We start from the raw sequence: 23,037 nt of genomic DNA on the forward strand, positions 1-23,037 counted from the left end.
CGCCCCTTTATATTCAGGAGTCGTGATTAACTAGTGGTGCCAGGCGTGTCGCCATCCAGTCGGCGATAAACGGTTGGGCGTCACGATTGGGGTGAATACCATCATCCTGCATCCACTGCGGTTTGAGATAAACCTCTTCCATAAAGAAGGGCAGCAGTGGGATAGTGAATTCCTGGGCAAGCTGCGGATAAATCGCGCTAAAGGCCTCATTATAACGGCGTCCGTAGTTTGCGGGCAGGCGAATTTGCATTAACAACGGCTCGGCGTTGGCCGCTTTAATTTGCTGCAAAATGGTGCGCAGCGTTTGCTCGGTTTGCTGAGGCTGGAAGCCGCGCAGGCCATCATTGCCGCCCAGCTCAACCAGCACCCAGCGTGGTTTATGCTGTTTCAACAACGCAGGCAGGCGCGCCAGCCCCTGTGCTGAGGTGTCGCCGCTGATGCTGGCGTTAATCACCTCTGTTTTCGGCTGCCATTTGCTGTTGAGCAGGGCAGGCCAGGCCGTATTGGCGGCCATACGATATCCCGCGCTCAGGCTATCGCCGAGAATCAACAACGTGTCTGCGGCGACGGCGCGGAAGCTTAACAGAATCAAAAACAGGACGGGCAAATGCCAGCGGAAAACGTGCTTGAAGTTCATCATCTTAAGAAATCCGTCGGTCAGGGAGAGCATGAGCTTTCCATCCTTACCGGAGTTAACCTGATTGTCAAACCGGCGCAGACCATTGCCCTGATTGGTGAGTCGGGGTCAGGGAAATCAACGCTGCTGGCGATTCTGGCCGGGCTGGATGACGGCAGCGGTGGCGATGTGAAACTGCTTGGGCAATCGCTGACGGCGTTGGATGAAGAAGCGCGGGCACGTTTACGCGCGCAGCATGTGGGTTTTGTTTTTCAGTCTTTTATGTTGATCCCGACACTCAACGCCTTGGAAAACGTTGAACTTCCGGCGCTGCTGCGTGGCGAAAGCGACAGTCAGAGCCGGGGCGGCGCGAAAGCGTTGCTCGAACAGCTTGGCCTTGGCAAGCGTCTGCATCATCTTCCGGCACAGCTTTCGGGCGGTGAACAGCAGCGCGTGGCGCTGGCGCGCGCGTTTAATGGTCGCCCGGATCTCCTCTTCGCCGATGAACCCACCGGAAACCTCGACAGGCAGACGGGCGATAAAATTGCCGATCTGCTTTTCTCTCTCAATCGTGAACATGGCACGACGCTCATTCTTGTGACCCACGATCCACAGCTGGCGGCGCGCTGCGACCGACGTTTGCGCCTCGTGGACGGTGAATTGCGGGAGGAAGCATGATTGCACGCTGGTTCTGGCGGGAGTGGCGCTCGCCGTCGCTGCTGATTGTCTGGCTGGCGTTAAGCCTGGCGGTGGCCTGCGTACTGGCGCTCGGCAGTATCAGCGACCGCATGGAAAAGGGCTTAAGTCAGCAAAGCCGTGAATATATGGCGGGCGATCGCGCGCTGCGCAGTTCGTGTGAAGTGCCCGCCGCCTGGCTGGATAAAGCGCGGGAAGAGGGCCTGAAGGTTGGCGAGCAGGTCAGTTTTTCAACCATGACCTGGGCGGGGAATACTCCGCAGCTCGCTGACGTCAAAGCCGTAGACCGTGTTTATCCGATGTACGGCACGCTGCAAACCAGACCGGAGGGTGTGAAGCCGCAGCCTGGCACTGTGCTGCTGGCGCCGCGTTTGCTGGCGTTGTTAAACCTGAAGACCGGCGATGAAATTGACGTCGGGGATGCCACGCTGCGCATCGCCGGGGAAATAGTCCAGGAGCCGGATGCGGGCTTCAACCCTTTCCAGATGGCGCCGCGCCTGATGATGAACATGGCTGACGTCGAAAAAACCGGGGCAGTGCAGCCCGGCAGCCGCGTGAGCTGGCGCTACAAATTTGGCGGCACGCCAGAACAGCTGGCGAGCTATGAAAAATGGCTGCTACCGCAACTGAAGCCTGAGCATCGTTGGTATGGCCTGGAGCAGGACGAAGGCGCGCTGGGGAAATCGCTCGAACGCTCGCAGCAGTTCCTGTTGCTTTCTGCTCTGTTAACGTTGCTACTGGCGGTGGCGGCAGTCGCGGTGGCTATGGGGCACTACTGCCGCAGCCGTTATGACCTGGTGGCAATCCTCAAAACCCTTGGCGCCGGGCGGGCGCAGTTACGCAAGCTGATTATCGGTCAGTGGCTGTTGCTGCTCACGCTGGCGGTCATCACCGGCGGCGCGATGGGGCTGCTGTTCGAACATATATTGTTGATTCTGCTCAAACCGGTTTTACCGGCAGCACTGCCTTCCGCCAGCGCCTGGCCGTGGTTGTGGGCAATCGGCACGATGGTAGTGATTTCGCTGCTGGTAGGGCTGCGTCCGTATCGCCTGCTGTTGGCAACGCAACCGCTGCGCGTGCTGCGGCGCGATGTGGTCGCCAGCGTCTGGCCGCTGAAGTTTTATATTCCGGTGATTTGCCTGGTGGTTATCGGCCTGCTTGCCTGGTTGATGGGCGGTAGCCCACTGCTGTGGTCAGTGTTGGCGGGCGCTGTGGTGCTGGCGTTGTTGTGCGGCGTGCTGGGCTGGATGCTGCTTAACGTGCTCAGGCGCTTAACGCTGAAAGCACTGCCGCTGCGTCTGGCGGTCAATCGTCTGCTGCGCCAGCCGTGGTCGACGCTGAGTCAGCTGGCGGCATTTTCACTCTCCTTTATGTTACTGGCGCTTTTACTGGTGCTTCGCGGCGACCTGCTTGACCGCTGGCAACAGCAGTTGCCGCCGGAAAGCCCTAACTACTTCCTGATTAACATCGCGCCGGAACAGGTGCAGCCGGTGAAAACGTTCCTTGCGGAACATCAGGTGATCCCTGAAGCATTTTATCCCATCGTTCGCGCGCGTTTGACGCAGATAAACGGTCAGACCACGGAAGGGAATAAAGATGAATCGCTCAACCGTGAGCTGAACCTCACCTGGCAGGAGACGCAACCGGACCATAATCCTATCGTCGCCGGAAGCTGGCCGCCGAAAGCAGGGGAAGTGTCGATTGAAGAGGGGCTGTCGAAGCGTCTGAATATCAAACTGGGCGATAAAGTGACGTTCACTGGCGACACCCAGGATTTCAGCGCCACGGTCACCAGTTTGCGTAAGGTTGACTGGGAGAGCCTGCGGCCTAATTTCTTCTTTATTTTCCCGAGTGGGGCGCTGGATGGGCAGCCACAGAGTTGGCTCACCAGCTTCCGCTGGGATCGCGATACTACGCTGTTAACGCAGCTGAACCGCGAATTCCCGACCATCAGCCTGCTGGATATCGGCGCGATACTGAAACAGGTGGGGCAGGTGCTGGAGCAGGTAAGCCGGGCGCTTGAAGTGATGGTGGTGCTGGTGACCGCCTGCGGCGTGTTGCTGCTGCTGGCACAGGTGCAGGTCGGCATGCGTCAGCGGCATCAGGAACTGGTGGTTTATCGCACGCTGGGCGCCAGCAAGCCACTGCTGCGCACCACGCTGTGGGCGGAGTTCGCCCTGCTGGGGCTGGTCTCCGGGCTGGTGGCGGCCATTGGCGCAGAAACGGCGCTGGCGATGTTGCAAACGCGCGTGTTTGATTTCCCCTGGGAGCCCGACTGGCGCTTGTGGCTGGCGCTGCCGCTTTGTGGCGCAGTGCTGCTTTCACTGTGTGGCGGCTGGCTGGGGATTCGCCTGTTAAAAGGCAAAGCGTTGTTCCGCCAGTTTAGTAGCTAAGAGATTGCCGGATGCGCTGACGCTTATCCGGCCTACATGAGGGCCCGGTGAGCGCTAGCGCCACCGGGCAACTGCCTCCCGGCGGAAAAATCCGCGCGCCGAATCCCACTTTTCACCCTTACCCCCAAAAGTTCCATGGAATTGTTCAATAAAGGCACAGAGTGTATAGAAGCGTCAGTTTAACCGCACAAATCATTAAAAAACGGTAAAGATAAGTTCATTTAGACAAGATAATATTCAGTGGCTAAATAAATGGCAGTTAACCTATCCAAGGAACAACCATGTCCATAAAAATAAAAGCGCTGGCATTATCGATCGGCGCAGCAGTGGCACTGACGACTTTCGCTTCTCAAGCGGAAATCACCGTTTTAAAAGCTGACCCGCAGGCTGGCGACCCGCTGAGCCGTCTTAACTTTACCGTTGGCGGGAGTATCCGTCCTCAGTTCAACATGATGACGGGCGATGGCGACAAAGGCTCCTACAAACGCAATGGCTTCGATGGCGGCACCCGTTTCCGTTTCGCAGCTGATTACTACCTGTTCGATGACATTAGCTGGATCAGCTACTACGAACTGGGTGTGAATATTCCGGCAGTCTTCAACTGGGATAATCACTATGATGACAACGCAAACAACGGCAACGACACCACCCGTCGTATGCTCTACACCGGTCTGAAAAGCGATACCTGGGGTACGCTGACCTTCGGCCAACAGAACAGCATCTACTATGATGTGGTTGGTGCGAAAACCGATATCTGGGACTACGACATGATTGGTCAGGCTCCGGGTAACGGTATCAACGGTGACTACGATGGTTCTTATCGTACCCGTAAATCTCTGAAATATAAGAAAACCGTGGGTGACGTTGACCTCTACGCTTCTTACCTGTTCAGCGATGATCTTAACCCTAACAACGGCCTGAAATACAAACGTCGTGGCGGCGGTTCTCTGGGTGTGGATTACCACATCACCAAAGACCTGACCTGGGGTACGTCCTGGAACTACACCCGTGCGGAAATGCGCGACCAGGATCAGAACAGCAAAACCTACGATCAGAACATCGTGGGTACCGCGTTTAGCTGGAAACCAGACAACTGGACCTTCGCTCTGGGCGGCGGCTGGTACCAGAACTTCATGACCACCAAGAAAATCGACGCGAAAGATTACTTCGCGGGCGACGCATGGGGTCTGGAATACTTCGCGGGTTACACCTTCCCGATTGGTCAATACGCAGTTAAATCCATCCAGCCGTACTTCATGGGTGACCGCATTGAATACGTGAATGGTCGTAACTACCTGCGTACCGACAACGGTGTAGGTATCAGCTTCCAGCTGGATTACGGTTTCCGTGTTGACTACGAACACGTGTTTACCTCCAGCACCGACAACCTGGGTGATATGAACCTGGTTCGTCTGCGTTACGACTTCTAAGTCGTTTCGAACATCTGAAGCCGGGCACTGCCCGGCTTTTTGCTATTTACAACTAAGCATTGTTATTAAACGCATATCCCCTCCCGACGCCTTTCAAAGACATACTTCGAAATATCATGAAATAATTTCAAGGACAGCAGGTTGTGAACTGTGTCATGTTAAGGATTGCCCCTTTTGTGGACATAACAACAGCGCCGCATCGCACGGCGATATGCACGACATCACAACGTTTAAAATGGAGAAGTTATGGGATTGCGTCAGAGTTTACGCGTCGCGACCGGAGCCTTGCTGCTGGCCTGTGGATTACAGTTTGCCCACGCCAACAGTGACCCGCACACCATTGTTTTCGGCGTTGCGCCGGGGCCGTATGGCGACATGGTGAAGCAGGCGATTGCGCCGTCGCTGAAAGAGAAAGGGTATAAAGTCGTGGTCCGCGAATTTAGCGACTACGTACAGCCAAATATGGCGTTATCTAACGGCAGCATCGACGCCAACCTGTTCCAGCATTCACTCTATTTCGATAAATTCACCGCTGACAAAGGTCTCAAGCTGACGAAGCTGATTGTGGTGCCGACGGCGGGTATGGGCTTCTATTCCCGCCAGGTGAAGAGTCTTGATGAGTTGAAGAAGGGCGATATCATCACGCTCTCGAATGACCCGACCAACCTTGCGCGCGGCCTGCGTTTCCTGCAGTCGCTCGACCTCATCACCATCAAACCGAATATCGACCCAACCAAAGCGTCTGAGCGCGATATCGCCAGCAACCCGAAAGGGCTAGTGTTCAAACCGCTGGAAGCCGCGCAATTGCCGCGTACGCTCGATGGCGTCACCGGTGCGCTGGTAAACGGTAACTTTGCCGTGGCGGCGGGGCTCGATCTCTCCAGTGCGCTCAAGCAGGAGCATCTGGACGAGAATCTGAAGAATATCATTGCGGTGCGCAGTGAAGATGCGGATAAACCGTTTGCCAAAGATATCGTCGAGGCGGTGAAATCCCCGGCCTACCGTGCAGTAATAGATGATCCGAAAAATATATACAGCGCCTTCCAGAAACCAGAATGGATGTCTGACGCGAAGTAATCGCAGGACGCAACCTGACAGGGCAGACCCGTCTGCCCTTTTCGCATTTCTGAGGTGAGTATGATTGAGATAGAAAAGGTCTGCGTGGATTTCTCCACCGGCCACGGGCCGTCCACGCGGGCGGTGAATAACGTCAGCCTGCATATCGGTGCGGGCGAAATCTTCGGTATTGTTGGTACCAGCGGGGCGGGGAAAAGTACGCTGCTACGCACGCTCAACGCCTTAACGCGCCCGAGCGAAGGCCGCGTTAAGGTTAACGGCGTGGAGATCTCCGCGCTTGAAGGCGCAAATCTGCGCAAAGCACGCCAGCGTATCGGTATGATCTTCCAGCATTTTAATCTGATGCACACCCGCACCGTTGCCCAGAACGTCGCCTTCAGCCTGAAAGCGGCTGGCTGGGATCGCGATAAAATTGCGCCGCGTGTAGCCGAGATTTTGGCGCTGGTGGGGCTTGCCGATAAAGCAAACCGCTACCCGGTGCAGCTCAGCGGCGGGCAGAAACAGCGCGTGGGGATTGCCCGCGCCATCGCGAATCATCCTGACGTATTGTTGTGTGATGAACCTACTTCGGCGCTGGATCTGGAAACATCGGCCACCATACTGGCGCTGCTGAAAGAGATCAACGCGAAGCTTGGGATCACGATCGTGCTGATCACCCACGAAATGAACGTGATCAAAAACATCTGCGATCGCGTGGCGGTGATGTCCGGCGGCGAAGTGGTGGAATCCGGCGAGGTGTTTGATGTCTTCGCCCATCCACAGCATGCGTTCACCCAGCAACTGGTGTCGCATACTCTGAACCTGACGCTGCCCGAGCGCCTGCGCGAACATCTGCCGGGCCAGTTGCTGAAAATTCTGTTCATTGGCGATTCCGCCGAGCAGCCGGTGCTGTCCGAAGTGGCGGTGAAATTTGGCGTCGCGGTGAATATTCTGCACGGCAAAATCGAGTATATCGCCGAGCGGGCGCTGGGGATTTTAGTGGTGCAACTGACCGCCCCGCATAACCCAACGTCCGTAGACGCTGCGGTGGCCTACATTCGGGAAAATACGGCACAGGTGGAGGTGATCCGTGGATGATTTACTGCCGGACTTAACGCTGGCCTTTAACGAAACCTTCCAGATGTTGAGCATTTCGACGGTGCTGGCGATTGTCGGCGGCCTGCCGCTCGGTTTTCTGATTTTTGTCACCGACCGCCATCTGTTCTGGCAAAACCGCTTTGTGTACTTGGTGTCGTCGGTGCTGGTGAACATTATTCGCTCGGTACCGTTTGTGATCCTGCTGGTCCTGCTGTTGCCGCTCACACAGTTTCTGCTCGGCAACACCATCGGGCCGATTGCGGCGTCGGTACCGCTCTCCGTTGCGGCGATTGCGTTCTACGCGCGACTGGTCGATAGCGCGTTGCGCGAAGTGGATAAAGGCATTATCGAAGCTGCTGAAGCGTTTGGCGCCAGCCCGATGCGGATTATCTGCACCGTGCTGCTGCCGGAAGCCAGCGCCGGGCTGCTGCGCGGCCTGACCATTACGCTGGTGAGCTTAATCGGCTACTCGGCGATGGCCGGGATTGTCGGCGGCGGCGGGGTGGGCGACCTGGCGATTCGCTACGGTTATTACCGTTACGAAACCCAGGTGATGGTCGTGACCGTTATCGCGCTGATTGTGCTGGTACAGGTGGTGCAGATGTTGGGCGACTGGCTGGCGAAGCGGGCTGATAAGCGTGAACGGCGTTAAGATTTGTGCCTTTTTGCCGGATGGCGCTGGCGCTTATCCGGCCTACATTTCGCATCGCCACCGGTCGTGTCGATTTGTAGGTCGGGTAAGCGCAGCGCCACCCGACACCCGTGCTCCGTGCCGATGCGTAGGTCGGGTAAGCGCAGCGCCACCCGACACCCACTAATGCCCCAACAACCAATGCTCCACCGCCTCCGATGTGCCGCGAAAGACTATCTTGCTGGCCTTTTTCTCCAGCTGATAGCGGTACATCGGGTCGTAGTATTCATTAAGCAGCGGCACCAGCCAGGCAAAGTGCGGTTCGGTTGAACCACTCTGCTGTTGCTCAACAAGCGCCTGGTCGAGCTTTTGCGTCAGCTCGGCGAAGCGTTGCAGACCAAGGCGACGACGAATGGCGAACAGGCCGTGATGCAGATATTCGCTGTACTCCGCCCAGCCTTTCTCTTCGCCGTACGCGTCAATAAATGCCTGATGCATATGCGTAAAGTACTCTTCACGCAGACGTTCAAGGCGCAGCTCAAACGGATCGTCCACCACCGCAATCGGTGATTGCGCCATGCGTTCGCGCAGGCACTCCGGCAAATGATTTGCGCCAATCATATGCCCCTCATCTTCCAGCACCCAGCGCACGTTTTCCTGCTCGTGACTGCGCTGAAGCAGCGCGCTGGCCAGATGGTTTTCAAACGTTGCTTGCGGATATTGCGCATCCAGCGTACGGCCAAAGGATGAACCGCGATGATGGGCAAGCCCTTCCAGGTCGATACCAAAAGGTTGATGGCGTACCAGCGGTGTTTTACCGTTTCCGGTACAGCCGCCAATCAAAATAATGGGATGCTGAACCAGCGCTTCGGTTGCCTGAATCGCCGCCTGGCGCAGCATCTTGTAGCCACCGACAACCAACGGATAATCGACGCCGCTCTCTTTTAACCACGCCTGCACGATGTGCGAACGCTGGCCGCCACGGGCGCAGCAAAGATAGCCGCGTGGAAAACGGGCACAGGCTGCCCGCCACGCATCAATGCGCTGTTGACGCGTCTCGCCGGATACGAGTTGATGGCCCAGCGCTAAAGCCGCGTCAGCACCCTGGCGTTTGTAACAGGTACCGACCGCAGCACGCTCGTCATCGTTCATCAACGGCAGGTTGATTGCCGCAGGCAAAGAGCCTTGCTGAAACTCGACGGGAGCGCGAACGTCAATGATGGGGGTACCGGCTGTCAAAATGGCCCGGTAATCCGTCCCATTATTCATGGGCAAATCCTTCTGTAAAAATCGGGAGGGAAACTCGGACGGGATTCTACGCTTGTGACGAGAGCCGGGGAAGGGGAGGATCGTTCCCCGGCACGTTAGGCTTAAGCCAGTTTTGACTGCGCCCAGCTAATTCCGCTGGCGTACTCCGGCGGCAACAGCGGGGTAAGCGCTTCAAGCGTTGCGCTTAAACGCCCGGTATCGCTGTCGTTCAGGTTGAGATGACCCACTTTACGGCCTGGGCGAACCTCTTTATCGTACCAGTGCAGATGCACCAGCGGCAGCTTCAGCCAGTCGTAGTTCAGATCGCTGCCAATCAGATTGACCATCACTGATGGGCTGTTGACCACCGGCGGCGGCAGCGGCAAATCGGTTATAGCGCGCAGATGCAATTCGAACTGGCTGATAGACGCCCCGTTTTGCGTCCAGTGACCGCTGTTATGTACGCGCGGAGCCAGCTCGTTAATCAGCAATCCGGCAGGCGTAATGAAGCACTCCATCGCCATCACGCCCACGTAGTTCAGCTCGTGCATAATCGCTGACAGCATGCTTTCGGCCTGATCCTGCTGCTGCGCGTTCGCCTGAGGGAAAGCCACGCTCATGCGCAGAATGCCATCCTGATGCAGGTTGTGGGTCAGCGGATAGAACACGGTGCTGCCATCGTGGGCTCGCGCGCCAACCAGTGAGACTTCACCGGAGAAATTGATACCCTGCTCAACGATACATTCGCCGTAACACTCTTGCGGCAATTGTGCGGTTTCATCTGCGCGCAAACGCCACTGACCGCGACCATCGTAACCGCCGGTGCGGCGCTTCACGATCGCAAGCTCCCCCAGACGGTCAAAGACGGCGGGCCACTGGCTTGGTTCTGCCAGCAGTTGCCACGGCGCGGTTGGCAGGTTGAGTTTGTCGAACAGCTGCTTTTGCGTCAGACGATCGGCAATAATCGGGAATACGTCGCGGTTAACGAATGCCGGATGCAGCGCCAGCTCGCGGGTTAACGCGGTTTCCGGCCAGCGTTCGATTTCAGCGGTGATCACGCTCTGGTGGAACGGCACGGCTTCCGGTGAGGCTTCCAGCCCAACGGGCCACACGGCGATACCCAGCGGCTCGCCAGCCTGACGCAGCATGCGCCCCAGCTGGCCGTTACCCAATACGCAAACCTGCTTCATGCGTCACCCCGCGGGTCCGGGTTTTCCAGCACTTCATCGGTTTGCGCGCGGCGCCATTCCGCCAGGCGTTGATGCAGTTCGGCATCGTGCTGGGCAAGAATTTGCGCGGCCAGCAGGGCGGCGTTAGCGGCACCGGCTTTACCAATCGCCAGCGTTCCGACCGGTATACCGCGCGGCATTTGTACGATGGAATAGAGACTATCGACGCCGCTCAGGGCAGCGCTTTGTACCGGCACACCCAGCACCGGCACTAAGGTTTTAGCCGCAATCATGCCCGGCAGATGCGCCGCACCGCCAGCGCCTGCAATGATCACCTGATAACCGTTCTCTTCGGCGCTTTCGGCGAAGCTGAACAGTTTATCGGGCGTGCGGTGGGCGGAGACCACTTCGACATGATGAGGAACATTCAGGATATCAAGAACTTCGGTAGCAAACTGCATGGTAGCCCAGTCGCTTTTGGACCCCATCACGATAGCGATACGTGCCGGATTATTGCGGGAAGACATACGTCTTAAAACTCCTGTGGGTGTGCTGCACACGACGTTGTAGGCCACAGAGAATAGCATGGAAAAGAGGGGAGGAAAACGATTGCGTTGAGTGGCTCAACACTCACTCTTTAAGCCGGGTATAAGCTCAATACCCGGCTGGTTAAAGGATTTAGCCTGTCATTGGGGGGAGGCCGTATAGCTATAGCCCGCGAGTTTTACACCGTTCTCAGTTTCTTCAAAATTGAACTCTTCTTCAACTGCAGGATATTGACTAAATGAAGAGTGGTACTTTAGTGAGTCCAGTGATGGTTTACCTGATTTAGTAGAAAATAATACACTTCTTTTATAAAGTTTTGCGCTTCCACTATTGTAAGTGCCTAAGTCAGATTTGGATTTTTCCAGCACTTTCGTTAAATCTTCTTCTGATATCTTATCTTTAAATGCAGACGAAGTGGCAGTATATATTTCATGATACTGCGAAGCAGCTAACTGTGTTCTGAACTGTGCGATTACAGCTTTTTCTTCTGCTAATTCCAATGGTTTTTCAGGAGATGCTTCATAGTGGTATCCTGCTAATTTTATAACGTCATCTGTTTCTTCAAAACTGAATACTTCCTCTACTGACGTATATTTACCGAATGAAGAATGGTAATACAGGCGAGTAATCGATGAACCATCTGTATTCACCGTCGTACTTTTTTTATAAAACTCCCCACTTTCGTTGTTGTAACTGCCTAAGTGGGATTTAGCCTTTTCCAGGAATGTCGTTAAATCTTTTTCTGATGTTGTATTTTTAAAGGCTGAAGAGGCGTCAGCGTATATATCATGATATTGGGCGGCAGCTAGTTGTGTGTGGAATTGTGCTATTGCTGCTTTTTCTTCAGATGATTCTGAAGGTTCGCATCCTGTAAGCGTGAAGAGTAGGCCGATAATGATTATCGATTGTCTAAGATATCTTTTATTCATGATGATCTCTTGTGGTATTGTTTTTTTCTATGAGTTAAATATAAAAGCTAAATGGTACCACCACCCAATGATAAATCTACAGCATCGCTCTTTCAATAGCACAAATGGTCACGATATTATTCAGGATGTATTTTCTTAATTAATATTTGCGATATTATCAATGCACGAGGTGAATAATGATGATGTGGGAATGAAATGTTGATGGGGATTTATTATTGCCAGCATCTGGCGAGATCTAACACAAGATAAACAAGCGGAATACTTTTACGCCGTTCAAAAAGGAAAACGCAGCAATTCAACATCTTCAGCCGTCACTTTCACCATCGACCCTTCCGTATGCCACGCACCCAGTACCACGCGATACGCAGGTTCGCCGTTAGCGCTCAACGTATGCACATCCGGGCGATGCGTGTGCCCGTGAATCAGCCACTGCACGTGGTGCTTTTCCATCACATCCACAACGGCCTGCGGGTTCACATCCATAATTTCCATCGATTTATGGCGGTTGGCGGCTTTGCTGTCGGCGCGCATGCGGGCGGCAATTTTCTGGCGGATAAACAGCGGCAGTGCCAGAAAGACTTTCTGGATCCACGGCGTATGCACTTTGGCGCGAAACGCCTGATAGCCTGCGTCATCAATGCAAAGCGTGTCGCCATGCAGAATCAACAGCGGGCGACCGTACAGCTCAAGGCGTTGTTCTTCTGGCAGCAGCGTCATGCCGCTTTCCCGGGCAAAGCGTTTGCCGAGCAGGAAATCACGATTACCGTGAATGAAATAACAGGGAACGCCGGAATCGACCAGCGCTTTTATGGCGCGGGCAATTTGCTGGTGCAGGGGATTCGGGTCGTCGTCACCAATCCAGGCTTCGAAGAGATCGCCGAGAATATAGAGCGCATCGGCGCGGCGCGCTTCACCGGCTAAAAAACGCAGAAAACCGGCGGTGATCGCCGGTTCTTCTGTTTGCAGGTGCAAATCTGCAATAAAGAGTGTCGCCACGATTACTCGCTGACGGTCACGCTTTCGATAACAACGTCTTCTTTCGGAACGTCCTGGTGCATGCCGCTGCGGCCCGTGGCGACAGCTTTGATTTTATCAACCACGTCCATACCTTCGACGACTTCTGCGAATACGCAGTAGCCCCAACCCTGCAGGCTTTCGCCGGAGAAGTTCAGGAAGTCGTTGTCAGCCACGTTGATGAAGAACTGCGCGGTTGCGGAGTGCGGAGCCTGAGTACGCGCCATTGCCAGCGTGCCACGGGTGTTTTTCAGACCATTGTTGGCTTCGTTTTTGATAGCCTCTTTGGTCGCTTTCTGATTCATGCCCGGCTCAAAGCCGCCGCCCTGAATCATAAAGCCGTTGATTACACGGTGGAAAATCGTGTTGTTGTAGAAACCTTCGCGGCAGTAGTCCAGGAAGTTTTTAACTGTTTCCGGCGCTTTGTCATCAAAAGTTTTGATTACGATATCGCCGTGATTAGTGTGGAAAGTAACCATTTCTGCATCCTGTTCCGTTATAGTGGTGCGTTAACTCGCGTGCGAGTCGTATATAGGCGCCTGTTATAGCATAACCGCGAGGTTCGATCACCTTGCAATGTGTGCTGCTTCAGAGTTGAATTAAAGGTAGAATACGCCGTTTCAGGCGCAAGCCCAGATCACACACGTCAACATGGAATTATCGATGCTAAAAATCTTCAATACAATGACCCGCCAAAAAGAGGAATTTAAGCCTATTCACGCCGGTGAAGTCGGCATGTACGTGTGTGGAATTACCGTTTACGATCTCTGTCATATCGGTCATGGACGCACCTTTGTTTCCTTTGACGTGGTTGCCCGTTACCTGCGTTTTCTTGGCTACAAGCTGAAATACGTCCGCAATATCACTGATATCGACGACAAAATCATCAAACGCGCCAATGAAAACGGCGAAAGCTTTGTGCAACTGGTTGATCGCATGATTGTCGAAATGCATAAAGATTTCGATGCGCTGAACATTCTGCGCCCGGATGCCGAACCGCGCGCGACGCACCATATTCATGAAATCATCGAGATTACTGAACGTCTGATTGAACGCGGTCATGCGTATGTCGCCGACAGCGGCGACGTGATGTTCTCCGTGCCGACCGATCCGAACTACGGCAAACTGTCGCGTCAGGATCTGGAGCAGTTGCAGGCCGGTGCGCGCGTCGAAGTCGCGGAAGTGAAACGTAACCCGATGGACTTCGTACTGTGGAAAATGTCGAAAGCGGGCGAGCCGAGCTGGCCGTCGCCGTGGGGCGAAGGCCGTCCGGGCTGGCACATTGAATGTTCCGCGATGAACTGCAAACAGCTGGGGCATCATTTTGATATCCACGGCGGCGGTTCTGACCTGATGTTCCCGCATCACGAAAACGAAATCGCGCAGTCTACCTGTGCGCACGACGGCGAATACGTTAACTACTGGATGCACTCCGGGATGGTGATGGTTGACCGCGAGAAGATGTCAAAATCGCTGGGCAACTTCTTTACCGTGCGTGACGTGCTGAAGTATTACGACGCGGAAACCGTACGTTACTTCCTGATGTCCGGCCACTATCGCAGCCAGCTGAACTACAGCGAAGACAACCTGAAGCAGGCGCGCTCCGCGCTGGAGCGTCTCTACACGGCGCTGCGCGGCACGTCGGCCACGGATGTTGAATTCGTTCGCAGTGCGCAGTATGTCGATCGCTTTAAAGAGGCGATGGACGACGATTTCAACACCCCGGTGGCTTACGCTGTGCTGTTTGATTTGGCGAAAGAAGTGAACAACGCCAAACAGGCTGGCAACAGTGAAGAAGCGAATGCGGCGGCAACCTGTTTGCGTAAACTTGCCGCTGTGCTGGGCCTGCTGGAGCAGGATCCCGAAGCGTTCCTGCAAAGTGGTGCTCAGGCGGATGACGGCGAAGTCGCGGAAATCGAAGCCCTGATTCAGCAGCGTCTCGACGCGCGTAAAGCGAAAGACTGGGCTGCGGCGGATGCGGCGCGTGACCGTCTGAATGAGATGGGTATCGTGCTGGAAGATGGCCCGCAGGGGACGACGTGGCGTCGTAAGTAACCCCTCACCCTAACCCTCTCCCATCGGGAGAGGGGACCGATTGTGTCAATGTTTAAGTGAGTGCGGTTTTATCCCTCTCCCTGTGGGAGAGGGCCGGGGTGAGGGCATCAGCGCGCATTCATCAACGCCTTTGCCACCACAATATTCCCATCAACACCACGCCCGGCAGCCACACCCACAACAACTCCGAAAAAATCACCTGATGCCCGTACGGCGTGGTGTAACTCGACAGCGCAAAAGGCGCGACTTTTATTACCTGCCATGGCGCAAAGAAGCGTTCGTCCGACCACGGCCACAGCCAGCCAACACCTTTACCGCCCGTTGTCACTGAATCCAGCAGACTGTGCGATAGCAGCGATACGGTCAGAAAGAGCCAGCAGCGAATCAACCCGGCCCGGAACCACCGTCGGCCAATCAGTACGCAAAGTAGCGGAACCACAAAAGCGAAAAGCAGGGAATGGGTAAACCCGCGATGACCAAAAGCATTGCCGTAAGCCACGCCAAACTTAAATGCCAGCACGTCAGCGTCGGGGAGCATGGCGAGCACAACGCCGGTAAACAGTAATCGAGGCGGGATGACTCTGCTGCCAAGGCCTAAGCCCAGGCACAGCGGAACGGCGGCGTGTGTGATAACGGTTGGCATGGCGAAACATTCCCGGAGAAATCAGGAGAATATAGCAGCAAACGGGCGCAGTAAGGCCCGCGCACAATTCTGAAATTACGCCGATTCGCGGGTAATCAATTGACCGGAAAGCGTAATTTTCTGCGTTTGCAGTTCTGGTTCTTTGAGCTTACGCAGCATTAAGCCCGCTGCCTGCCGCCCGGTCTCTTCGCTTGACGACGAGACATAGGTAAAAGAGGGGGAGGTGAGATTCACATTGAGCATATCTTCAAAGCCAATCAGCGCGACCTGCTGAGTCAAAAATACATCTTTCCCAACCGTGCGCCCAATCTGGTGAATGCCGTTTATGCTGCCAATCATCGCCGCAGGCGAGTGGCACAGCAGGGCGGTGATGGTGTTGTTTTTCTCCAGCAACTGACGTGTGACGAGGCTGGCTGCGTGGGTATCTTCGCTACAGCATGGCGTCGCCTCTTCGCGATTCACCAGCCCATATTGCGTTAACACACTGCGAAAACCTGCCAGCCGTTGCTGGCGAATTAAATCGTCTTCGCGCCCGCCAATGTAGGCAATGCTGCGATGCCCGCGCTCAATCAGATAACGTGCGGCAAGAACGGCGGCCTGACGGTTATCACGCATCACCAGGTTGCACTGCTCATCAAGCGGCGACTGGGAAACCACCACAAAGGGCAGCGGGCAGTGGCGAATTTTATCCGGAATATGCGGGCTGAAGGCGTCAGATGCGAGGTAGATAACGCCCGCTACGCCCTGCTGTTTAAACGACAGCAGGCTGCGTTCTAAATGATCATGGCTGTTGAGCGGTTGGCCGAGAAAAACCATAAACCCCTGTTTTTCCAGCTCCTGCACGATACTTGCCATCACTTTAATGGAAAAACTGTCGCTAAAATCAGGCAGGATCAGGCCAATAAGATTGGAGGTATTCGCGCGAAGGTTGGCGGCAGCGACGTTGTGAACGTAACCGAGCGCATCAATGGCGGCCTGGACTTTGCCGATCGTCGCGTCAGAAATTTTCCCTTTCTGACGCAGCACCAGCGACACGGTCGACACCGATACGCCCGCCTGCTTTGCGACATCAATAATGCTGACTTTCTTCAATTCCGCTCCCTGAAAATGATCGATTCATGCTCGACGCCCCCTCAAGCGTAACGGAGGCGTCGTCGATCGGCATAGTATTATTTGCCAATCATCGTGGACATGGTTTGCGCGATAAATTGTGCTCTGGCACCGAAAATAACCTGAATGCCTTTATCCCCGACAAATACCACGCCGCGTGCACCGACGCCGTTCAGGCCATCCTTATCAACCTTGTCGCCCTGCGTGACTTCCAGACGTAAACGGGTGATACAGGAACCGACCGAATCGATATTCTGCGCACCGCCAAGCAAGGCAATAATTTCCGTCGCCAGCTCGGTATCGGTTTTATCTTTCGCATCCGCGACAACGTCTGCGCGGCCCGGCGTTTTGATATCAAAGCGGCGGATCACGAAACGGAAGGTGAAGTAATAGATAATCGCCATCGGAATACCGACGATCGCCGCGCTGAGGAAGTTGGTCTGATAACCGTTAAACGACGGCAGTATGCCGAACGAAATATAGTCAATCATCCCCGCAGAGAAGGATTTAGCGATGTGTGCATGCAACAGGAACATACACATATACGCCAGCCCGGCCATGATGGCGTTAAAGATGTAAAGGATTGGAGCAACGAAAATAAAGGTGAACTCGACCGGCTCGGTGATCCCGGTCAGGAAGCAGGTGAGGGCGGCGGAGAACAGAATACCGAAAGCGATTTTCTTGTTTTTGCTGTTCGCTTCGTGATACATCGCCAGACAGGCGGCAGGCAGCGCAAACAGCATCAGCGGGAATTCGCCCTGCATGAATTTACCGGCATTCTGGTAGGTATCGCTGCTGAAGGATTTCACCCCTTCTTCCAGCATTTTGAACCAGATAGTCTGGTCGCCGTGGATGACCTGGCCTGCCTGCGTGGTGTAGTCGCCAAAGGAGTACCAGAAAGACGGATACCAGATGTGATGCAGACCGAGCGGAATTAACGCGCGTTCGACCAGACCAAAAATAAACGTCGATGCCGCCTGATTATCACCGTTCACCACCGTGGAGAGCGCATCAATACCCGCCTGGATATGCTGCCAGACGTAAGGTAGCAGCAGGCCGAGCAGGAATGACAGCACTGCCGTGGCAATCGCGACAAAACGTTTGCCGGAGAAGAACCCCAGAAATTCCGGCAGCTGCATGGCATGGAAGCGGTTATAACACCAGGCCGCGAGAATGCCGCAAATCAGGCCGCCAAAGACGCCCATTTGCAGCGTCGGAATACCGACCACCATCGCATATTTCCCGCCCTGAGAGGCCATTTCCGGCGTAATCCCCAGCACGGTACCGATAGTGATATTGGTGACAAACACGGAAACGGCGGCAGAGAGTGCTGCGATACCCGATTCCGATGCCAGCCCTACCGCAGAACCAATCGCGAACAACATCGGCAGGTTATCGAAAATAACCCCCCCTGCGTTCATCATTAGCGGCAAATGGAATTTATCACCGAACGCCAGCAGCAAACCCGCCGCAGGCAGGAGTGAGATTGGCAGCATTAATGCGCGACCAATCATCGATAGTTTTGACAATGATTTAACAATACCGGACAGCAAACCCATACCCGTTCCCCCGACTGGAGATAATGAATTGCGCGTAAATCGCGCTGTTATTGTAAGTAGAACGTTCTAGTAGAACGTTCTACTTATGGTCGGAGAAACGTAAAATTTCCGCAACAAAATTTTCATGAGTATGCCAGAGGAGATCGCGATTTTTTGAAGTTGATCGATAATCAACCGCTATGATGGCAGGGGTAATGCCTGTGGTTGGTTTGACTAATCGTGCTATTTCACTCTTCATGTGTGCCGCAGGAAAATGAGTAAAAGTCTTATGCAAAGATGTAAAAATCTAATCGCTATTTGTCCGGAATAAAGGGATGAGACATTTTTTCAGACGTGCTGAGGATGAGTCTGTAAGAATTTTTCATAATATATAACTTCGGTGATTAATTAATTTCGTCATCCAGAAACTGGCGTCGTATTGACAGTTTTATTTCGCGGTGTGAGACTCGAATTGTAACCGGGAGTAAATTTGTTACCTGAAATATATTTTATTTCTTTGGCGTTTTTTATTAAATGCTATGGGTGTTCTGTACGTGCAATAAAGTATTAAGGATTAAATAAAAATATACCGCGCGGTGCGGATTTACTCATGGCTCTGTGTTTAGCCTGACGAACCGCATCCCCGCAGTGAGTCGTGGCGCAGTAGCATGGAGACACTGCAATGAATAAGATTTACCGCGTAATATGGAATAGTACATTAAACGTATTTCAGGTCTGTTCTGAATTAGCAAGTGGCAAACGTAAATCATCGTCCGTTGATCAACGTCAGCAACCGAAATATTCTGGTAACCTCAATCCTGTTGGGCGTTTTACGCTATCACCGAAGGCGTGTCTTTCCTTTTTTGTCATGATGGCTATTTCTGGGTCTGCCTTTTCCCAAATGAATATTGTGGATGGGCAAACGGTGAATATCAACGACAGGGAAACAGACACTTATTTAACAGTCGGTGGCAGCAATCGTACTGGTAACAGTGCAATACTCAATATTCTTCCTGGCGGTACCCTCACCCTAACAGGGGACACTGATTCTCGCATTGGTGTGTACACGGGAGCGCCTGATGCGGTGAATGTGCGTGGTTCCGGTGTATTAACTCTCACGAATGCCAAACTCCGTATAGGGATCAGCAGCGAAGGGAGTCTTAATGTTCTTAATGGAGGGACGGTGAATGCGAAGGACGTATATGTCGGTTCTTCAACCGGAACGGCTGGAACGATAACGGTAAGTGGCAATAATTCTACGCTTGCAACCCAGATATTCAATGTTGGCTATTCCGGGCAGGGCACCATGAAGGTGACTGATTACGGTAAAGTGACTACGAATGCAAGTGCAACAATCGCTAGCCTGAACGGCGGGAATAGCCTGGTTGAGGTCTCGTCGGGAGGGCGCTGGGATATCCTGAATTCAAGCTCGTTAACAGTGGGCAGCCAGGGCAATGCCGCATTGATGATTTCATCAGGTGGCCAGGTTTCGGCGGGAAGGACCACGCTCGGAAATTACGAAGGCTCGGCTGCGGTGGTGAAAGTTGATGGTAATAACTCCCGCTTAGACGCCACCAGTTTGATGGTTGGCGACGGCGGAAACAGTTCGCTTGATATTACCAATGGGGCGGTGGTTTCCAGCACCGGGCAAGTTTCCGTTGCGCGCCTGGAAGAGACTGAGGGGACGATTAACGTCAACAGCGGCGGGCAGCTTAATATCGTCAACGGCGAGGATATCGGGCAATGGCTTCGGGTTGGGCAGACCGGCTCTGGAATGCTCAATATTGCCAGCGGCGGCAAGGTGAAGGCCGGTGATGTAGATATTGGAAGCTCCACCACGTCGGTGGGAAAAACCGATGTAACAGGCAGTGGCTCAACGCTCAGCACCTCTGCGCTTAATGTTGGCTATCAGGGAAATGGCACGCTCACTATTAATTCTGCTGGGAGAGTGACAGCAGGCGCTATCATTCTGGGTTCCAGGGCGACAGCAGATGGACAGATTGTGGTGGATGGCGGGGGCTCTCTGCTTCAAGGCAATAACATGGTGATTGGCGATCTCGGATCCGGTGCTGTGACGCTGAGTAATGCGGGGACGCTGGCGTTGGATACCGCTGGCCTGGTGATTGCTGGCCGTGAAGGGGGAAGTGGCACCCTCAACATTGGTGCAGCACACGGTGCAAGTGCCGCAGTGGCCGGAAAAATCACCGGCACTGGCACCGGCAGCGTGACGTTCGGTGCGGGCAACGGTTCGCTGGTCTTCAATCATACCGATGATTCTGCAACGGGCTATGGCTTTAATCAGCTGATCTCAGGGGAAAACGGCGCGGTGATGCAGGACGCGGGTCACACTGTCTTTACCGCCGAAAACAGCTACGGCGGGCGCACGGAAGTGAACGGTGGCACGCTTACCGTGGCATCGCTCTCCAGTACAGGTAACTCCGGACTGGGCAGCAGCGCGGTGAATATTGCCGAAGCGGGCACGCTCTCGGTGACGGGAGCCAGTGAGGCTTCTGGCAATTATGCCCTGAGCAACGTGCTGACCGGTAACGGCCTGCTGCAGGTTAATCTCGCCAGCGCGGATAACGCCTTCAGCTTTACCGACGCTACCGGAACAGCCTTTACCGGTACGGCGGAGCTCAAAAACAGCATCTTCGATCTTTCCGGCGACAATACTCTGACGCTGGCCCAGGCAACGCTGAAGCTGGATGCAGGCAACACCACCACCGTTGGCGACGGCGTGCAGCAGATTGGCAGTTTGAATATAAACGGCGGTACGCTGGCGTTTGATGTTTCGATGCCTGCCGATACGCAGGCCGATGGCGTGGTTCAGACGCCGACGCTGGTCGCCAACAGCGGCAATGTGCAGGTCACGGTGGCCAGTCCGTGGAACGATCCTGGTGCGATGAACCCGGACACCACGCTGAACTTGCTGGAGCAGGATGACACGGACGTGAGTATGCAACTGGTGCAGGCGCAGGACGTGATCGGCTCGGGCGGCGCGCTGACCCTGACCGACCAGAACGGTAATCCGGTGGCAGAAAATGAACGCGTCGCCATTGCGCAGAATGGCACGGTAGTGGCGGACGGGGATTACGGTTTCCGCCTGACTACCGCGCCGGGCGATGGCCTGTATGTCAACTACGGCCTGAAGGCGCTGGATATCCACGCCGGGCAGACGCTGGTGCTGGCAGAGCACGCCGGGGCGCAGGGGGCGGCGGCAGATATGTCGGCCGCTATCTCAGGTGAGGGGAATCTTGGCATTAATACCGCCGGGCTGGTGTCGCTGTCGAACGCGAGTAACCGCTACAGCGGCGAAACGCAGGTGCAGGCGGGCACGCTGCGCACCGATGCGGACGGCGCGCTGGGCAACACCTCGGCGCTGGTTATCAGTGACGGTGCTCTTGCCGACCTGAACGGCACCACGCAGACGGCGGGCCTGCTCACCGGAGAAGCAGGCTCCACGCTGGCGCTCAACGGCGGCAGCCTGACGCTACAAAACGGCGGCACCAGCCAGGGCAGCCTCACCGGGGCGGGCCATCTCGGCGTGGCGGGCGGCGTGCTGACCATTGACGGGGCGAACGCGGGTCTGAGTGCCACCACCACTATCGAAAGCGCAGCGGAAGTGGTGCTGAACGATGCGCAGGGTGCGGGCAGCGGCAACGTGACTGATGACGGCACCCTGACGCTGAACGGCGTCACCGGGGAACTGCTCAACAGCCTGAGCGGCGCGGGCATTGTTGACGTGGCGCAGGCCTCGGCTGTGGCGGTTTCCGGTGAAAACCAGAGTTTCAGCGGGCAGTTCCGTATTGATGGGGACAGCGCCATGACGGTCACGGACGCGGCCAACCTCGGTACGGCGAGCGTGACGGACAACGGCCTGCTGACGGTGGCTACCGACAGCGACTGGACGCTGAGCCATACGGTCTCCGGCAGCGGCAACCTGAACAAACAGGGCAGCGGCACGCTGACGTTAACGGCGGATTCGGCGGGGTACACCGGCACCACGGACATCACCGGCGGCGGGCTGGCGCTCGGCGCGGATGCAGATGGCGCAGTGGCGATGGCGAGCCAGCAGGTGAATATCCACGACGGGGCGATGCTCTCGGGCTTTGGCAGCACGGCGGGGGATATGGATATCCGTCAGGGCGGTACGCTGGCGGTGGCGAATACCACGGTGGGCGGCAATCTGCATAACAGCGGCACGGTGCTGATGAACCAGCCGGGCGCACAGCCGGGCAACCAGCTGGTGGTGAACGGCAACTACACGGGCAATAACGGCCTGATGGCCTTCAATACCGAGCTGGGCGATGACCAGTCGGCCACCGATAAACTGACGGTGAAGGGCGATACGGCGGGGAATACCCGCGTGCAGGTGAACAACGTCGGCGGTTCCGGGGCTGAATCCAATTATGGCATTGAACTGGTCAATGTCGGAGGCAACTCGGCGGGTAACTTCGCCCTGACCACCGGCACGGTGGAAGCGGGCGCGTGGGTGTACACGCTGGCGAAAGGGCAGGGCGAGAATGCCGCCAACTGGTATCTGACCAGTAAGTGGACGGGCACACCGCCTGTTGACCCGGTAGATCCCATCGACCCTGTTGATCCTGTAGACCCAGTCGATCCAGTCGACCCGGTTGACCCAGTGGATCCTGTAACGCCGGTAGATCCGGTTGACCCGGTGGAACCTGTGACTCCGGTAGAGCCTGTGGACCCTGTGGAGCCGATAGATCCTGTCGCCCCGGCACAGCCGCCGATTGTGGACCCGACCGGGCCATCAGTACTGCGACCGGAAGCGGGGAGCTACATCAGCAACCTGGCGACGGCCAACAGCTTCTTCACGCACCGTCTGCACGACCGTCTGGGCG

At 55.3% G+C, this 23,037-nt stretch carries 18 protein-coding genes; 8 read left to right on the forward strand and 10 right to left on the reverse strand.

The genetic code is table 11. From position 1 onward, the window contains the following. Positions 1–13 precede the first annotated feature (13 nt). The gene (tesA, locus tag ACWWFX_RS10375) at positions 14–640 is read right to left on the reverse strand and encodes a multifunctional acyl-CoA thioesterase I/protease I/lysophospholipase L1 (RefSeq protein WP_144052258.1); all 627 of its coding nucleotides are present in this window, start codon (positions 638–640) and stop codon (positions 14–16) included. Between tesA and ybbA the strand changes: the two genes are divergently transcribed. The 6 genes from ybbA (at position 608) to ACWWFX_RS10405 (ending at position 7,941) form a co-directional block, all read left to right on the forward strand. Next, positions 608–1,294 carry a putative ABC transporter ATP-binding protein YbbA gene (gene ybbA, locus ACWWFX_RS10380; protein ID WP_015965495.1) on the forward strand — a complete coding sequence of 229 codons (687 nt, stop codon included), beginning with the start codon at positions 608–610 and terminating at the stop codon, positions 1,292–1,294. The two genes, tesA and ybbA, sit on opposite strands and share 33 nt — an antisense overlap. Next, positions 1,291–3,705, forward strand: a complete 2,415-nt coding sequence (gene ybbP, locus ACWWFX_RS10385; RefSeq protein WP_473223746.1) for a putative ABC transporter permease subunit YbbP — start codon at positions 1,291–1,293, stop codon at positions 3,703–3,705. Before ybbA ends, ybbP begins: the two co-directional genes overlap by 4 nt. A gap of 281 nt (positions 3,706–3,986) precedes the next feature. Further along, positions 3,987–5,135: a porin gene (locus ACWWFX_RS10390; RefSeq protein ID WP_276222406.1), complete on the forward strand. Its 1,149-nt coding sequence runs from the start codon at positions 3,987–3,989 to the stop codon at positions 5,133–5,135. 246 nt (positions 5,136–5,381) lie between these two features. Beyond that, positions 5,382–6,212, forward strand: a complete 831-nt coding sequence (locus ACWWFX_RS10395; RefSeq protein WP_015965492.1) for a MetQ/NlpA family ABC transporter substrate-binding protein — start codon at positions 5,382–5,384, stop codon at positions 6,210–6,212. Positions 6,213–6,272: 60 nt separating this feature from the next. Next, complete coding sequence (sfbB, locus tag ACWWFX_RS10400) at positions 6,273–7,289, forward strand: virulence-associated ABC transporter ATP-binding protein SfbB (RefSeq protein ID WP_473223747.1); 1,017 nt, start codon at positions 6,273–6,275, stop codon at positions 7,287–7,289. Next, complete coding sequence (locus ACWWFX_RS10405) at positions 7,282–7,941, forward strand: methionine ABC transporter permease (protein ID WP_015965490.1); 660 nt, start codon at positions 7,282–7,284, stop codon at positions 7,939–7,941. The genes sfbB and ACWWFX_RS10405 overlap by 8 nt, the downstream gene beginning before the upstream one ends. A gap of 162 nt (positions 7,942–8,103) precedes the next feature. Here ACWWFX_RS10405 and mnmH read toward each other — a convergent pair whose 3' ends face one another. From mnmH to ppiB, 6 genes are all read right to left on the reverse strand, one after another. Then, a complete protein-coding gene (gene mnmH / locus ACWWFX_RS10410) occupies positions 8,104–9,189 on the reverse strand; it encodes a tRNA 2-selenouridine(34) synthase MnmH (protein ID WP_473223748.1) in 1,086 nt (361 codons plus the stop codon). Positions 9,190–9,290: 101 nt separating this feature from the next. Next, entirely contained in the window at positions 9,291–10,358 is a 1,068-nt protein-coding gene (gene purK / locus ACWWFX_RS10415) for a 5-(carboxyamino)imidazole ribonucleotide synthase (RefSeq protein ID WP_473223749.1), read from the reverse strand. Beyond that, complete coding sequence (purE, locus tag ACWWFX_RS10420) at positions 10,355–10,864, reverse strand: 5-(carboxyamino)imidazole ribonucleotide mutase (protein ID WP_015965487.1); 510 nt, start codon at positions 10,862–10,864, stop codon at positions 10,355–10,357. The genes purK and purE overlap by 4 nt, the downstream gene beginning before the upstream one ends. Positions 10,865–11,023: 159 nt before the next feature. After that, positions 11,024–11,812, reverse strand: a complete 789-nt coding sequence (locus ACWWFX_RS10425; protein WP_473223750.1) for a DUF4019 domain-containing protein — start codon at positions 11,810–11,812, stop codon at positions 11,024–11,026. A 273-nt stretch (positions 11,813–12,085) separates the two neighbouring features. Continuing rightward, on the reverse strand, positions 12,086–12,808 hold the full coding sequence (gene lpxH / locus ACWWFX_RS10430) for a UDP-2,3-diacylglucosamine diphosphatase (protein WP_276222418.1): 723 nt from the start codon (positions 12,806–12,808) through the stop codon (positions 12,086–12,088). Between the two features lie 2 nt (positions 12,809–12,810). Further along, a complete protein-coding gene (gene ppiB / locus ACWWFX_RS10435; protein WP_015965485.1) occupies positions 12,811–13,305 on the reverse strand; it encodes a peptidylprolyl isomerase B in 495 nt (164 codons plus the stop codon). A gap of 184 nt (positions 13,306–13,489) precedes the next feature. On the opposite strand from ppiB, the gene cysS reads away from it, so the two are divergent. Next, complete coding sequence (gene cysS / locus ACWWFX_RS10440; protein WP_473223751.1) at positions 13,490–14,881, forward strand: cysteine--tRNA ligase; 1,392 nt, start codon at positions 13,490–13,492, stop codon at positions 14,879–14,881. Between the two features lie 121 nt (positions 14,882–15,002). Here cysS and ACWWFX_RS10445 read toward each other — a convergent pair whose 3' ends face one another. The 3 genes from ACWWFX_RS10445 to ACWWFX_RS10455 all read right to left on the reverse strand — a co-directional run bounded on the left by ACWWFX_RS10445 (position 15,003) and on the right by ACWWFX_RS10455 (position 18,193). Then, on the reverse strand, positions 15,003–15,524 hold the full coding sequence (locus tag ACWWFX_RS10445) for a metal-dependent hydrolase (protein WP_276222424.1): 522 nt from the start codon (positions 15,522–15,524) through the stop codon (positions 15,003–15,005). Positions 15,525–15,599: 75 nt separating this feature from the next. Further along, on the reverse strand, positions 15,600–16,616 hold the full coding sequence (locus ACWWFX_RS10450) for a substrate-binding domain-containing protein (RefSeq protein ID WP_456147326.1): 1,017 nt from the start codon (positions 16,614–16,616) through the stop codon (positions 15,600–15,602). Positions 16,617–16,693: 77 nt separating this feature from the next. Continuing rightward, positions 16,694–18,193, reverse strand: coding sequence for a PTS transporter subunit EIIC (locus ACWWFX_RS10455; protein ID WP_473223752.1), 1,500 nt, complete (start codon positions 18,191–18,193; stop codon positions 16,694–16,696). A 661-nt stretch (positions 18,194–18,854) separates the two neighbouring features. On the opposite strand from ACWWFX_RS10455, the gene ACWWFX_RS10460 reads away from it, so the two are divergent. Beyond that, positions 18,855–23,037, forward strand: a 4,183-nt coding sequence (locus ACWWFX_RS10460; RefSeq protein ID WP_473223753.1) for an autotransporter outer membrane beta-barrel domain-containing protein, incomplete at its 3' end; no start/stop codon positions are given.

It is taken from the genome of Pseudocitrobacter sp. 2023LY-00077 (genome assembly GCF_055796175.1).